The organism is Glaciecola sp. 1036 (genome assembly GCF_050306235.1).
GTDB lineage: Bacteria > Pseudomonadota > Gammaproteobacteria > Enterobacterales > Alteromonadaceae > Glaciecola.
In genome coordinates, this window is the sequence record NZ_JBLWFH010000001.1 from 78,814 (window position 1) to 93,274 (window position 14,461).

17 protein-coding genes and 4 tRNA genes are annotated in these 14,461 nt (G+C 38.9%); 8 read left to right on the forward strand and 13 right to left on the reverse strand.

Translation table 11 applies throughout. From position 1 onward, the window contains the following. The first annotated feature begins 88 nt into the window (after positions 1–88). From uspE to rssA, 3 genes are all read left to right on the forward strand, one after another. The gene (gene uspE, locus ACNKW3_RS00345; protein ID WP_427397298.1) at positions 89–991 is read left to right on the forward strand and encodes a universal stress protein UspE; all 903 of its coding nucleotides are present in this window, start codon (positions 89–91) and stop codon (positions 989–991) included. Between the two features lie 88 nt (positions 992–1,079). Next, positions 1,080–1,973: a tRNA 2-thiocytidine(32) synthetase TtcA gene (ttcA, locus tag ACNKW3_RS00350; RefSeq protein WP_427397299.1), complete on the forward strand. Its 894-nt coding sequence runs from the start codon at positions 1,080–1,082 to the stop codon at positions 1,971–1,973. A 12-nt stretch (positions 1,974–1,985) separates the two neighbouring features. After that, positions 1,986–2,894: a patatin-like phospholipase RssA gene (gene rssA, locus ACNKW3_RS00355; RefSeq protein WP_427397300.1), complete on the forward strand. Its 909-nt coding sequence runs from the start codon at positions 1,986–1,988 to the stop codon at positions 2,892–2,894. Here rssA and ACNKW3_RS00360 read toward each other — a convergent pair. The 12 genes from ACNKW3_RS00360 to ACNKW3_RS00415 all read right to left on the reverse strand — a co-directional run bounded on the left by ACNKW3_RS00360 (position 2,882) and on the right by ACNKW3_RS00415 (position 10,886). Further along, the gene (locus ACNKW3_RS00360; protein ID WP_427397301.1) at positions 2,882–3,514 is read right to left on the reverse strand and encodes a DUF2987 domain-containing protein; all 633 of its coding nucleotides are present in this window, start codon (positions 3,512–3,514) and stop codon (positions 2,882–2,884) included. The two genes, rssA and ACNKW3_RS00360, sit on opposite strands and share 13 nt — an antisense overlap. Further along, positions 3,511–4,293 (reverse strand): glucosaminidase domain-containing protein, encoded by a 783-nt coding sequence (locus tag ACNKW3_RS00365; protein ID WP_427397302.1) that lies wholly within the window; start codon positions 4,291–4,293, stop codon positions 3,511–3,513. The genes ACNKW3_RS00360 and ACNKW3_RS00365 overlap by 4 nt, the downstream gene beginning before the upstream one ends. Then, entirely contained in the window at positions 4,286–4,996 is a 711-nt protein-coding gene (locus tag ACNKW3_RS00370; protein WP_427397303.1) for a hypothetical protein, read from the reverse strand. The genes ACNKW3_RS00365 and ACNKW3_RS00370 overlap by 8 nt, the downstream gene beginning before the upstream one ends. Positions 4,997–5,014: 18 nt before the next feature. After that, positions 5,015–5,641 (reverse strand): LysE family translocator, encoded by a 627-nt coding sequence (locus ACNKW3_RS00375; protein ID WP_427397304.1) that lies wholly within the window; start codon positions 5,639–5,641, stop codon positions 5,015–5,017. Positions 5,642–5,643: 2 nt separating this feature from the next. Next, positions 5,644–6,507 carry a sulfurtransferase gene (locus ACNKW3_RS00380; RefSeq protein WP_427397305.1) on the reverse strand — a complete coding sequence of 288 codons (864 nt, stop codon included), beginning with the start codon at positions 6,505–6,507 and terminating at the stop codon, positions 5,644–5,646. 428 nt (positions 6,508–6,935) lie between these two features. Next, a tRNA-Leu gene (locus ACNKW3_RS00385) sits at positions 6,936–7,022 on the reverse strand. A gap of 24 nt (positions 7,023–7,046) precedes the next feature. Continuing rightward, a tRNA-Cys gene (locus tag ACNKW3_RS00390) sits at positions 7,047–7,121 on the reverse strand. A 34-nt stretch (positions 7,122–7,155) separates the two neighbouring features. Next, positions 7,156–7,231 (reverse strand) — tRNA-Gly (locus tag ACNKW3_RS00395). A 257-nt stretch (positions 7,232–7,488) separates the two neighbouring features. Beyond that, positions 7,489–8,055, reverse strand: coding sequence for a CDP-diacylglycerol--glycerol-3-phosphate 3-phosphatidyltransferase (pgsA, locus tag ACNKW3_RS00400; protein ID WP_427397698.1), 567 nt, complete (start codon positions 8,053–8,055; stop codon positions 7,489–7,491). A 53-nt stretch (positions 8,056–8,108) separates the two neighbouring features. Continuing rightward, positions 8,109–9,941 carry an excinuclease ABC subunit UvrC gene (gene uvrC / locus ACNKW3_RS00405; protein ID WP_427397306.1) on the reverse strand — a complete coding sequence of 611 codons (1,833 nt, stop codon included), beginning with the start codon at positions 9,939–9,941 and terminating at the stop codon, positions 8,109–8,111. A gap of 9 nt (positions 9,942–9,950) precedes the next feature. Next, entirely contained in the window at positions 9,951–10,592 is a 642-nt protein-coding gene (gene uvrY, locus ACNKW3_RS00410; RefSeq protein WP_427397307.1) for a UvrY/SirA/GacA family response regulator transcription factor, read from the reverse strand. Positions 10,593–10,794: 202 nt separating this feature from the next. Continuing rightward, positions 10,795–10,886 (reverse strand) — tRNA-Ser (locus tag ACNKW3_RS00415). Positions 10,887–11,099: 213 nt separating this feature from the next. Between ACNKW3_RS00415 and ACNKW3_RS00420 the strand changes: the two genes are divergently transcribed. The 5 genes from ACNKW3_RS00420 to ACNKW3_RS00440 all read left to right on the forward strand — a co-directional run bounded on the left by ACNKW3_RS00420 (position 11,100) and on the right by ACNKW3_RS00440 (position 13,167). Then, positions 11,100–11,759, forward strand: a complete 660-nt coding sequence (locus tag ACNKW3_RS00420; protein WP_427397308.1) for a Bax inhibitor-1/YccA family protein — start codon at positions 11,100–11,102, stop codon at positions 11,757–11,759. A gap of 83 nt (positions 11,760–11,842) precedes the next feature. Beyond that, positions 11,843–12,217 (forward strand): DsrE/DsrF/TusD sulfur relay family protein, encoded by a 375-nt coding sequence (locus ACNKW3_RS00425; RefSeq protein WP_427397309.1) that lies wholly within the window; start codon positions 11,843–11,845, stop codon positions 12,215–12,217. Further along, complete coding sequence (locus ACNKW3_RS00430; RefSeq protein ID WP_427397310.1) at positions 12,217–12,570, forward strand: DsrE family protein; 354 nt, start codon at positions 12,217–12,219, stop codon at positions 12,568–12,570. Before ACNKW3_RS00425 ends, ACNKW3_RS00430 begins: the two co-directional genes overlap by 1 nt. Then, entirely contained in the window at positions 12,570–12,830 is a 261-nt protein-coding gene (locus ACNKW3_RS00435; protein ID WP_427397311.1) for a DsrH/TusB family sulfur metabolism protein, read from the forward strand. Before ACNKW3_RS00430 ends, ACNKW3_RS00435 begins: the two co-directional genes overlap by 1 nt. 1 nt (position 12,831) lies before the next feature. After that, entirely contained in the window at positions 12,832–13,167 is a 336-nt protein-coding gene (locus tag ACNKW3_RS00440; RefSeq protein WP_427397312.1) for a TusE/DsrC/DsvC family sulfur relay protein, read from the forward strand. A gap of 2 nt (positions 13,168–13,169) precedes the next feature. Here ACNKW3_RS00440 and serS read toward each other — a convergent pair whose 3' ends face one another. After that, positions 13,170–14,459, reverse strand: a complete 1,290-nt coding sequence (serS, locus tag ACNKW3_RS00445; RefSeq protein ID WP_427397313.1) for a serine--tRNA ligase — start codon at positions 14,457–14,459, stop codon at positions 13,170–13,172. Between the last annotated feature and the right edge of the window lie 2 nt (positions 14,460–14,461).

Below are 14,461 nucleotides of genomic sequence, written 5' to 3' on the forward strand. Positions count from 1 at the left end.
GTTTAATTGATCTATCCCAAAGAGGTTATGTTCTATACATAACCTCTTTTTTATATACTGGCTATGTATCAATATAAGGAGATAGACCATGTTTGCTTGTACCCATATTCTCGCCGTTTTCGATCCTCATACCCACGAACTACAACCGGCACTCGCTAGAGCTTTAACATTGGCAAAAAGGGTCGATGGCTGCAAGGTGACTCTTGTATCATGTATTTACGACAGTACTTTCGATATGACGAATATTCTAACGTCTGAAGAAAGATTCGACATGAAACAAGCGCTTGTGCTTAGCCAAAAGGAAAAAATGCAAAAGGCCTTGGCTCAGTATCCGGATGCAGAAGTAAATATTGAGGTTGTTTGGCATAAAAAGGTACATAAAGGACTCGTCAATTTAGCTACCGAAGAAAACTGTGATCTCATCATTAAATCCTGTAAAGCCCATGAAAAAATTGGACAAAAGCTCTTCACACCGCACGATTGGCAATTATTACGCGAAAGTTCTGTGAATGTTCTGATGGTCAAAGATCATGACTGGCCTGACAATGGAAAAATTGTCGCAGCATTAAGTATCAATGCCAATGACAAAACCCACAGTTTACTCAACGACAAAATCGTTGCTACAGCTCAGGCTTTGACCGGCGCGTTAAATGCTGAATTGCATTTAGCAAACACTTTTGTCGGCGCTCCGATACATGTCAGCGTTGAAGTACCTAGCTTCTCAGCCGAAGTTTATAATCAAACATTAAAGGAAAAGCACACTGAATTAATGAAAGCGGTAGCTAAAACTGAAAATATTCCCGAATCCAATTTACATATTGCAGAGGGTTTACCCGAGGATATTATTCCTGAATGGTGCAGTGAATTAGATGCCGAAATGCTAGTACTAGGTTCAGTAGGACGCAGTGGTTTAAGCGCAGCTTTATTAGGAAATACTGCCGAGCACATCATTGACCAATTGAATTGCGATACTTTAGTCGTTAAACCTTAATTCATAGTTAGGCACAGCAAAAAGTACATTATTTTCTATTGAATAATGTATAATTTTGCTGTGTTTTAGTTATTGAGATTGAGTAAAGGTGTTAGCAACCTCTTCCAACAGTTTTAAAAAATTACAAAAAAGAATTCGCCGAGAAACTGGAAAAGCCATTATTGATTTTTCAATGATTGCTGATGGCGATAAGGTTATGGTGTGTCTTTCTGGTGGCAAAGACAGTTATACACTATTAGATACTTTGTTATATTTGCAAAAAGTCGCGCCTATTTCCTTTTCTATAGTGGCGGTTAATCTAGACCAAAAACAGCCTGGTTTTCCTGAGCATGTGCTGCCAGAATACTTGCAAACCTTGGGGGTTGAGTATCGTATCGTTGAAGAAGATACTTACTCCATTGTAAAAGATAAAATTCCTGAAGGAAAAACCACCTGTTCACTTTGCTCTAGGCTTAGACGTGGCATTCTATATACCACTGCAAGTCAAATTGGTGCCACAAAGATCGCGTTGGGTCACCATAGAGACGACATGCTAGAAACTTTATTTTTAAACATGTTTTATGGTGGCAAATTAAAATCTATGCCAGCCAAATTAGTCAGTGATGATGGTAATCATACGGTAATTCGTCCACTGGCCTATTGCGCCGAATCTGATATTGCTAAATATTCTGAAGCCATGCAGTTCCCAATTATTCCTTGCAATCTTTGTGGATCTCAAGAGAATTTACAACGTAAAAACATCAAATTGATGCTTCAAGACTGGAATAAACGTTTCCCAGGGCGCATTGAATCAATGTTCAGAGCAATTCAATCGGTTACGCCATCGCATTTATTGGATCGTAATTTATTTGATTTTGAACAATTAGAAAGTAATTTTGATTATAAAGCACAAGGGGATACCGCATTTGATACAGAAGATAATTTTGTTCAACGCTCCCCCATTGAAGATTCTTCTACTATATCCATAGTAGAAATTAAATAGTAAGGATACTAAGTGAAAATTGGAATTGCACTTGGCGCAGGCGCGGCTAGAGGTTGGGCACATATTGGTATTATAAAAGCCCTTGAGGAACTTGGCGTTAAGATAGACGTAGTTGCAGGTTGTTCTATTGGAGCATATGTCGGTGCAGCATACGCCAGTGGTAAGTTAAATGAACTTGAAGAATGGGCAAATACCTTGTCTGAATGGCAAGTATTTACCTTGTTGGGTATCGGCTTTCGTCGAGGCGGTCTTGCGAGCGGGCAAAAAGTATTTGAAAAACATAGAAATGAATTCTGTGCTAAATCTTTTGAAACTATGCAAAAACCCTTTACTGCAGTGGCAACAGATCTCTATTCAGGTAAGGAAGTCATATTTAATAAAGGCGATATTAATGATGCTATCCAAGCTTCCTGTGCTATCCCTGCCCTATTTGCGCCCATAGAACATGAAGGGCGATGGTTAGTTGATGGTGCGGTTGTAAACCCAGTGCCTGTAAATCAATGTCGTCAACTTGGCGCAGATTTCGTAATCGCAGTAAACCTATCAGCCGATTTTCGACCTGAGTTGATTGAAAAGTTCGAACATGAACATGAGGAAGTGCAACAGCGGACTGACGAATTCATGGAAAAAGGCAGTTCCGGTTTTATGAAACAATGGTTCTCCCCGACGCCAAAATCAGATAAAAAGTCTCCACCTGGGATCATGGGCGTAATGTCGTCTGCGTTAGAGATATTGCAAGCGAGAGTTACAAGATCTCGTTTAGCGGGTGATCCGCCGGATATTTTGATAGAACCACAACTTCGAGATGTTGGCTTATTAGATTTTCATAGAGCGGAAGAACTGTCTATTGAAGGATACAAAGCCGTTCAGCGTTTGTCACAACAAATTCAATATCAGTTAAATATTACTCAAGAAGATTGAGTGAGCGCAGTAATACGCAATGGCGTTTCGGTAAACTCAATGGTGACAAGATCCTTTATGTCTTGCTCTGATAATTCAAGTCGACCATTGATGATTTCGTGACCAGATTTGAGTTTTTCGTAGTTCAAATCGTCAAAGTGAATAACTAGACCAGAAACCGAAGGCATCATAAAAGATAAAAAGCCGCCCATATCTTCAAAGAAAATTGCATACTGATTGAATAACTCAGTCAATTCCTGTTGTGAATATGCATTTTTTACTAATTCTGGAATAGTTTCTAATTGAACAGACATATCGCATTTATTAGCTGCATCATTCAATTGTAAAATGACTTTTGCATTTACCATATTCAGTGCCCGCTCAAGGGGGACTGTAAATCTGTTTTCACTGGTAATATTGATAGGAATCTGTTTTTTATCAGTACTTATTCTAGCCTCGGTTATTTCGCACATAGTTTGTCTTTCTATATGTCTCAAACCAAAGGCAAATTGTAATTTATTAGTGTCTTCACTATTTAATTTGCGTACATGGCTATAAAAACTCTTATATTCTAATACAAGTTCTTCCGCCGCACTTAAACCAGAAAACACACTTAAAACTACAATTAAAAAATACTTCACGTTGAAATTAATTCCCTGTTGATACGAATCATTTGTTTTAATTCTTCAATGTATTCTTCACCACGCTCCGAATACTTGCTTAAACCCTCGACTAACCGGGTCGCCGCTATTTTTTGTTGATTTTCTCTAAGTTCTTGGCGAATTGTACGAAGCTCTTTATAAGCCGGATGGCTATTCAGATTTCTCATGTAGGAGTACATCGCACTAGAAAGATTATCAAATTTAGCTACTTCATGTGATGCGCCATCATTGCGTCGTTTGGGTACAAAGCCGCAATTTTCAACAAAACACCAAAGCCCAAAGAAGTTATAACCTTTTCGAGCAAAGCGAGAAGTTCCCCAAGCAGATTCGTTCGCGCTTTGGATTAGAACTAACTCAGCAGGAATAATATCAACTTTAGCTAATAGTTTGTCGAAAATAACGAGTTCAGGTTGATCCTCATCAACGCGATATTCATCTAACAAAAACGCAAGTTCTCTTTGCTGCTTTTCGGTTAACTCTTCCCCTGCGACATACTTAGCCCGCCAGGCTTGTATATTTTGCCGGACTTTTAAAATATATTCGTTTTGGGACGCAATGGCAGGTTTTAAATAATCAAAGAAAGCTTTCTTTTTTTCTTTAACATTGCTGATTTCAGCGAAATTAGGTACAGGGTCGTCAGAATATTCCACTTCAGGAATATCCATCACCTCGGAAGGCTCTGGTTGCACCAACCAAATGAGTGCAAGCACTAATACTGAAACGAATATCGAAATACCAATAATTTTAAACTTATGCATCGAAAACTCCTGTAGTTTCAGGGCGATTTATCTCTGTAGTAAGGGTTTTACAGAATAAATCCTGATACAAAATCGCTTTTACATTATGTATATACGGTAAAATCCAGATAAAGCCTAACCCAAGGCTCGCAAATCCTGCGAGCATTAGACCGAAAAATATTAAATATAGCAACGCAATTTTATTAAAGTGCTGGTGCGTCATCTTTACGGATAAAATGGCTGCTTTAAGTGGACCAAGTTGCTTATCTGTAATCAATGGAACTATGAATGTTGACACCATATAGACATAAAATGCTGGCAATACAAGCAACATGAGCCCAATTTGGGTAAGTAAATCAATTACCACTGCAACTAATCCAAGTGCTGGTAGGAACTTGAAATATTGGAATATTTGAAATGGACTTGGCTTTAGCTTTCTAGCGGATGTTAGCGACATCATCAAAATACCTGCCCACATCGGGGATATAATTAAGGTATAAAAGAAAAATGCTAAAGAAAAACTTGGATCTTCAATTTTCTGTATATCTTCAATAGAGCTTATATTAAAGGTATTAACCACGTAAACAGAGAAGATCATAGTAACCGCTAAAATGACGACCAACCCTTGGAATAAAGTAAAAGTATTTTGTTTACTGAGCACAAGCGCTCTTTCAAAGAGTTTTCTTACATCTATAGTTTCATTCGGCACTGAATTCTCTGGCAACTGATTTTCCATAGTTTATTAGTTATTTACCACTAGTAGTATGGCCATGCATATTAACACAATCCCCATAGCTCGATCGAACCAATAACCCTTTTGTTGATAAAGTGATCGAATTTTATGGTGGCTCGTCATAAAGCTTATAAAGATAAACCAACATCCTGTAGCAAACGCTAGATAACATCCGTAGATTATTTTAGCTGTTAAGCTGGTTTCTAACGGAATTGCCAAAGAAAACAAAGCGAGAAAAAACAAGGTAGCTTTTGGATTGAGCCCATTGGTAATAAAACCTATCCAAAATGCTTGCTGAGTTGTTTGCACTTTTACATTATTCAGATCTTCAGGATTATCAACTGATGAAGCACTCCGCAAACCTGAAATACCTATATAAATTAGGTATGCCGCGGCTAAGTAAAGCAATACATTGTAAATCCACTGATTGGCTTTGATCAAAAGTCCTATACCCAGCAAAGAATAGGCTACGTGAACTAGAATACCAACACCCACACCTATGCTTGTCCAAATCGCTAGCTTTCTTCCCTGCTGCAAGCTTTGCTTTAACACCACCGCGAAGTCTGGTCCAGGACTGGCCACTGCAACTGCGTGCATGACAGCAATGGTAAGCCAAACACCAAGATCTAAACCCATTATTAACTCCCAGTTTTTATAGGTAAATGCTGCTCTTTGCCCCATTGCGACCACGAACCATCAAATACTTTCAACGGTTTCAGATCTAGCATATCTGCCGCTTGCGCTAGAATACAGGCAGTTACACCACTACCACAGGAAAATATGAGCCCATTTTCTTTTTCAATATCAGCTAACAAATGTGAAATTTCGGCTATTGATTTAAATTCGCCATTTTCCTGTTGTAAGTTTTTATAGTGTAAGTTGACGGAATTAGGAATATGACCAGAGCGCAAACCTACGCGAGTTTCTTGCTCTTGCCCTGAAAATCTACCCGGACTTCTAGCATCTAGCAGGCTATATGTGTTTGTTTCAATATTACTTAATACTTCATCAGCATTCACAAAAACATAGTCTGTACTAGGCTTGGCAACAAATGAATCGATTTTGTTAGCACTGATACAGGATGAAGTTACTTGCCGTTCTTCTTGCAACCACTTTGGTAAACCACCAGACAACACAAATACATCAGAGACCCCTGCACTCTTTAACATAAACCAGACTCTTGAAGCGCAAAAATTGCCAAAATCATCGTACACAATCAAAATATTGTCTGGATTAATGCCTAGTTCATTCATGGCTGTTTCAAATTCATCTAAGGAAGGCATGGTGTTCGAATAAGGACTAGATTTATCAACAACATCATGTTGAAAATCAAAAAAAATAGAGTTCGGAATTCTAACTTCAGGGTTTTGCTTCACAATGTCAGGTTTAACACCCGGCCCCGACGAATCCATAGTGGTAAACAATAACTGAACGTTTTTGTTACGCCAGATATAGTTATTTTCAATGATTAGTTGTAATTCTTGCGTGCTTATAATTGACATACACTTACCCCTGTAAACTCGGGAGCAAGTGTAACATGTAGTTGATTTTCGGTGAAAATAAAATATGAATTTGAAAAATAGTTCTGGTTAAATATTAAGATAGATCTGGCAAAACGGACAATGGCTACACCGTTTTTTAAACATTTCTTTAATGATAGTATTCATCTAGCGCGTTGAAGTCAGGCATTACTTCTTCAAGGGCTTTTTTAGCTTTCTGATAAACCGTTTCTAGCTCTTGCTGATCATCATATTCTTCGTACATGTATTTTCCTTTTACAGGTTAAGAAAAAATTATTGGACCTAGACCATAATCATTAAAATTGAAAGTTCATGGCAAAGAAAGAACGTATTGATTTAATTGTACACAGGCTAATAAAGGACGCAAACTATAGAAAGTTAATGTCAATTCAAATAAACATTTGAGGAAATGGTGCCCGGGGCCGGACTTGAACCGGCACACTGTTATCAGCGAGGGATTTTAAATCCCTTGTGTCTACCAATTTCACCACCCGGGCATGGGTGCTTACCGTAGCAGTAAGTGGAGGCGCCGACCGGATTCGAACCGGAATAGTACGGATTTGCAATCCGCTGCATCGCCATTCTGCCACAGCGCCGTGATTCCAAGTTATAAGTCAAAGACTTAAAATTTGGAGCGGGAAACGAGACTCGAACTCGCGACCCCAACCTTGGCAAGGTTGTGCTCTACCAACTGAGCTATTCCCGCATATTTTGTTTAGCTAGCGTTCTTTGCAACATCTGGTTCGCCAAGCCTTGTCAATCACTTCGTGACGAGGCATGTGCTCTACCAACTGAGCTATTCCCGCATATTTTGTTGCTCACATTTCAAGTTTCGTTACAGCCCCTCGAAATGTGGGCAGAATTCTACCGAGATAAATGTATCTGTCAACTACTAAAATTCGATTATTATTCTGTTCAGCTATTTTTTAAACAGAACGCTGTAAAAATAACCTTTTCTGGGTGTTAATCAATGCGTTTTAGGGCTTTCCATGCCGCATTTGAATATACAATCATGGACCATACCGATAAAAACGCGGCAATCCACAGTAATATTTTACCTAAAAATACCCAATAAATTGGAAAGCCCATAAAATAGTCCAAACCAGACAGCAGTCCAATAAGGGCTAACATTTGTGACATAGTTTTCGCTTTTCCAATCAAATTTACTTTTACGGCGTCAGAAACACCATGCTGGCCCATCCATTCCCTTAAGGCCGATACATAAATCTCTCGAATTAAAATAATGATGGCGGGTATTGTAATATGTGGCGTAGCGAAGGTATGCGTAACCATCACCAGTGCTGCGGCAACGATTAATTTGTCTGCTACAGGGTCTAAAAAGGCACCAAATGCGGTCGATTGTTTAAGTTTACGTGCTAAATACCCGTCAAACCAATCCGTAATAGCGGCTAACCAAAAAATAAATGCGCCAAGTTCACGCGCCCATTTCCAATCTAAAAAATACACCGCAACAAAAACGGGAATCAACACTACTCTGAAAATAGTGATGATATTGGGTAATGTCCAAATCATAAATCTACATCAATAATCTAACTACTGGCTATCTTATCAAACATTTAGCGTTATGAATGCAAATATTCATAGATAGTTTCTGCTAATTCCTTACTAATTCCGGGAATTTTTGATAAATCGTCTTTACTGGCTTTTTTCAGCCCATGCAAGCCGCCTGTATATTTTAATAAACTTTGTCGCCGTTTCGCGCCAACACCAGGTATATCCTGTAATCCTGATGTATTTTTAGCCTTTTGTCGTCGGTTTCGATGCCCTGTAATAGCAAATCGATGAGACTCATCTCGAATGTGTTGTATTAAATGCAGTCCTGGCTGATCCGGCTGTACTGGAATTTGTTGGTGCGAATAAGCAAAGATTAGGGTTTCTAAGCCAGGTTTTCTTGATGTGCCTTTTGCAACACCAACTATTTGCGGCTTACAATCATCCGGCCAATCTTTAAAATGTTGCTCAGCTTGTGAAAGTTGACCTTTACCCCCATCAATTAATAAAAGGTCGGGAATTTTCGCATCTTTATTTGGTGATTTATAACGTCGCTTTAATGCCTGCGCCATGGCCGCATAGTCATCACCAGGCGTAATGCCCTCAATATTAAAACGTCTATAATCTGATTTTAACGGTCCGTTTCGATCAAATACTACGCAGGATGCTACTGTTTGTTGACCAGAAGTATGAGAAATATCAAAGCATTCCATTCGTTTAATGGGCGAATCGGTTTCTAAAATGGCTTCTAAATCAGTAAACCGCTCAAACAAGGATAATTGCTGATTTTGCTGTGTTTCTAATGCATTTAATGCGTTTTTCGACGCTAATTCCAAGTATTTACGCTTTTCGTCTCTAGCTCCCTCATAAAAGCGCACCTTTCTCCCCGCTTCCACCGACAAAACATCTTGAATATCATCAATTTCATCTAGTTTAATTGGAATAACAATTTGTTTGGGAATGGTTTTATTGCCAGCTAAATAGAACTGCAACACAAAAGCACTAAATACTTCTTGTTCAGATGAACCTTTGGGCACCTTGGGGAAATAGGCTTTACTGCCTAAAAGCTGATTATCACGAATAAAAATACCGTAGATGCTGGCTATTCCGTTTTTAAAGGCAAAACCAAATACATCTAATTCTTGCTGAGATGCGCTTATTAACTGGCGCTCTTGTACTTTTCTCAACGCACTAATTTGATCTCTATATTTAGCTGCGGCTTCAAAATTCAAAGATTCACTGGCCGTTTCCATCTTTTTCACTAAGGAATCAATTACAGCCGTATTTTTGCCTTTAAGAAATAAGGTAGCCAGCTGTACTTGTGCATTGTATTCGTCGTCACTCACATAACCTTGCACACAAGGTGCACTGCATCGCTGCATTTGATATTGCAGGCAAGGCCGCGAACGATTTCGATAGTAACTATCTTCACATTGACGAATTGGAAACAGCTTTTGCAGTGATCTAAGTGATTCTCGTACAGACCAGGCACTTGGATAAGGCCCAAAATACTGGCCTTTCTGTTTTTTACTTCCCCTATGAAAACTTAAACGAGGATGTTTGTGTTCAGACAGAAAAATATAGGGATAGGATTTATCGTCACGTAAAACAACATTGTATCTAGGGCGATATTTTTTTATATAGTTGTTTTCTAACAGAAAAGCTTCAGTTTCACTGGAAACCAAGGTAACGTCTATATTGGCTATATGGCTAACTAAAGTCGCTGTTTTTCGATCTTCATGATTAGATTTAAAATAACTGCTGAGGCGATTTTTTAAGTTTTTTGCTTTGCCGACATATATAACGTCATTCGCGGCGTTATACATACGGTATACGCCCGGGGCAGTTGTAAGATTTTTTAAAAAGTGTTCAGCATCAAAAGTTGAATCCGAGCTAGCTGACATTCCACCCCATTAAGCGCTTGTTTGAATTAATTTATGACGTAAAGCTAAATGTGTTAGTTCAACATCTGAACCTATTCCCAGTTTTTCAAACATTCTGTATCTATAGGTATTTACGGTTTTAGTGCTCAAACTGAGTCTTTTAGCAATTTCAATGACGCGCACGCCTTTGGTTAACATCATAGTAATCTCAAGCTCTCTATCACTGAGTTGATCAAAAGGACTTTCTGAGGAAACATCTAATTGGCCAATGGCAATTTGTTGGGCAATTTCAGGTGAAATATATTTTTGTCCACTAGATACTTTATAAATAGCGTTTATCATCTCGCTATATTCAGCATCTTTGGTCAAAAAACCATATGCGCCAGCTTGCATAATTTTAATGGGTATAGGGTTTTCTTTGTGCATAGATACACAAATCACTCGGGTTCCGTCACAAAACCTGAGTACTTTTTTGGTTGCTTCTAAACCACCAATACCTGGCATAGAAACATCCATAAGGACAATGTCAGGCGAGTTTTTTCGACAATACTCGACCGCTTCTTCCCCACTTCCAACTTCACCAACGACTTTAAAGTCTTTGACGTCATTTAATATTCGGCTTATCCCTGTCCTTACGAGCTCATGGTCATCCACTACTAATATCTTGATCACGTCGCAATTGAACCTGTTTGTTATTATTTACCGTATATGGAAACATCTACAGTATTATATAAAAACATCCAATATGAAATACTTTTTTGCCTATTTAAAGGGGTTACATCCGTATTTAAAGAATGCTTTTTAATACCTTTAAATATTATTGATGAGAAACAAGCATAAAAAAACCCCGCAAATGGCGGGGTTTTCTTAAATGTGGCGGAGAGCGAGGGATTCGAACCCCCGGAAGGTTTGACCCTTCGCTTGATTTCAAGTCAAGTGCATTCAACCGGACTCTGCCAGCTCTCCTTAAGTGGTGCGAATATTAATTAGCTATAACACATTTGTAAAGCGCAAATCCGCAATTTTTGCATAAAAAGCTGATTGTTTGCGTATAAAACGCACAGATTTAAAAATTTTTACATTTGTGACTACGATTTAACTTGAAAAACTGAACCAAAACCCATAAAACTACACTAAGAATAGTTTAGTAAATTACTCAAGTTTTAAACGGAGAAAAAAATGGACAGGCGTACTATGTACACTACTTCGGTCGAAAGGCCAGCAATTGAAATTAACAAAGTGTTGCGAAACACTTATATGCTGTTGGCGTTAACTCTTGGCTTCAGTGCAATAACTGCGGTAATTGCAATGATGATTGGTATCGGCGGTGGTATGAGTTTAGTCTTAACACTTGCCGCATTTGGAACGTTATTTTTGTTGAGGAGTAAGGCGAATTCTGCAGCAGCTTTGCCTATTACTTTCCTCTTTACCGGTTTAATGGGTGCAAGTTTAGGTCCTATCCTTAATTACTACGTAGCCGCAGGATCTGGTGCTCTTGTGTTTCAAGCATTAGCAGGTACAGCGTTAATATTCTTCACGCTATCTGCTTATGTACTAATCACTAAGAAAGACTTTAGTTTCTTGGGTGGCTTCTTATTTGTAGGTCTTATGATTGCAGTTATCGCAGTTATTGCTAATATCTTTTTAGGAATGGCAGCACTATCTCTTGCGATTAACGCCGTTATCTTATTTATCATGTCAGGTTTTATACTGTTTGATACAAGCCGTATCATTCACGGTGGTGAAACAAACTATGTTATGGCAACAGTATCTTTATACTTGAACATTTATAATATTTTCATCTCTTTACTTTCACTTTTAGGCGCTTCAGACGACTAAAAATGAATTAGCAATTAAAAGACGCCCCACTTGGGGCGTTTTTTTGTTTATAATCGTAATGTTAGCAATTTTCAGATGTATAAATGACAACATTCGCCCTGTTTATTACACAATCCCCTACTCAAGCTAACGCTACTCATGCGTTAAGGTTTTGTCGTGCGACTTATGCTTCTGGAAATAAAGTAGCCCAGGTATTTTTTTATGGCGATGGGACGCTATTAACGCTTGATGCAGATGGAGATAATACTGAGTTAGCTAGAATTCAACAGCAGTGGCTTGCTTTAGCACAAGAGCACGGTTTTAAACTATGTGTTTGTCCCACGGCTGGAGAAAAAAGAGGACTATGTGACCAAGAAGGAAATGCTCGTTTTAACTACGCTCAGGGCTTCTTTCCTACCGGTATGATGGACTATTTTGCGACTCTAAAATCACCAGAAGTGATAGGAGTGCAATTTTAATGGGTTATATTGTTATAGTTTCCACTGAGTCACCATTAAGAAATACCTTACCATTGGATGCACTAGAAGCTGCATTATCAGCAAGCAACTTAGATACGCATGTACACTTTGTGCTCTCAGGTCTAGGGATCCTTCAATTGGTTAAGCAACAGACTTCAACCCGCTTAGACAATGTTAATCTTTACAAGAAATTGAAGCTACTGCTCATGTATGAGATCGATGATATATACATCACCCAGTTACCAGAGCAGTTCAATCAAGAGATGCTATCGGATGAAATTGAAGTATCTCTATTATCTGAAAATGAATATGCCAGTTTACTTTCAAACGCTCAGTCGGTATTGGTGTTTTAATGATTATATTAATGTCAAAAAGTGATGTAGAACAACTACAGCCGTTTAATCAAAAGGGTAATCTAGTAGTGCTAATGATGGATGCTATCTACGCCATAGATAAATTGCAGGACTTTGCTGGTGACTTATTCGTATTAGAAACAGATTGGCAAGCCAGTGGATTACCTAAACCTAGCATAAAGAACAAGCAGGTAGAATTTATCGATGATCAGAAATGGGTAAATTTATGTGCTCAACACGCGCCCGTTATAAGGCTATAAAATGACAGTATTAATTGTTGGAGATGAAAAGTTAGCCTTGGATAAAAATGGTTACCTAGAAAACCAAGCACTTTGGCATCAAGGTGTCGCCGAGGCTTTTGCAAAGCTTGAAGGTATTCAACTAACAGAACAACACTGGGAAGTGATACATTTCGTGCGCGACTTTTATCAAGAATATGACACTAGCCCGGCAATCCGTATTTTAGTGAAATCTCTTAAAGAAAAATTTGGACCCGATGTTGGCAATAGTCGCTATTTGCAGCGCTTGTTTCCAGATGGACCGGCAAAGATGGCAAGTAAATTAGCGGGTTTACCTAAACCCGCTAAATGCCTATAGCGTTATTTAATAACAGTTTTACCTTTCATGTAAGGTACTAATGCTTCTGGTACTCTTACACTACCATCAGCCTGCTGATAATTTTCTAGAATTGCTACTAGGGTTCGACCAACCGCCAAACCAGAACCGTTTAAGGTGTGCAGTAATTCTGGCTTCTTCATGTCGTTTGAACGATATCTAGCTTGCATTCGTCTCGCCTGGAAATCTCCCATGTTAGAACAAGAAGAAATTTCTCGATAAGTATCCTGCGCTGGTAACCAAACTTCTAGATCATAGGTTTTACAAGAGCCGAACCCCATATCGCCTGTACATAAAATGACTTTTCGATACGGCAGATTCAGTTTTTGCAAAATCTTCTCTGCATGCCCGGTTAGCTCTTCTAGCGCTTGCATACTGGTTTCAGGTAAAACCAACTGAACCATTTCGACTTTATCAAATTGATGCTGACGAATAAGGCCTCTAGTATCTCGTCCATAACTTCCCGCTTCACTTCGGAAACAAGGAGTATGTGCCGTCATTTTTAACGGTAGATTATCCGCAGGCAGGATAGTATCTCGGGCAATATTGGTAAGCGGCACCTCAGCTGTTGGGATCAAGGACATGCCCTGACCTTCTTCAGTGGCTGGTTTGGTGTGAAATAAATCCTCACCAAATTTTGGCAATTGACCCGTACCATAAAGACTATCGGAATTAACCAAGTAAGGAACATATACCTCTTGGTAGCCATGCTCTTGGGTGTGAGTGTCCAACATAAATTGAGCAATTGCCCTGTGCAACTGCGCTACCTGTCCATTCATAACGACGAAACGAGAACCTGAAAGTTTTGCCGCCACTTCAAAGTCTAAACCGTTGTCTATTTTCGCTGCAACGTCTACATGGTCTTTGACTTTAAAATCAAATTCTGGAATTTCACCCCATGTTAATACTTCAACATTGTCATTTTCATCAGCACCTTCTGGCACTTCATCAGCTGGAATGTTTGGAGTTTCTTGATAAAAAATATTAAGTGACGTTTGTACTTTTTCTAATTCAGCTTTTGCAGCCGTTAGCTTGTCACCTAATGACTCTACTTCAGCCAATAATGGCGCAATATCTTGTCCCGATGCTTTTGCTTTGCCTATGGCTTTGGAGCGAGTATTTCGTTCATTTTGCAAATCTTGGGTTTCTACTTGTAGCGATTTGCGTTTTTCCTCTAGCGCCAAATAAGCTTCTATATCAAGCGTAAATCCACGCTTTTTAAGTTTTTGTGCAGTTTCTTCTATGCTATTTCTAAGCAATCGAGGATCTAACATCG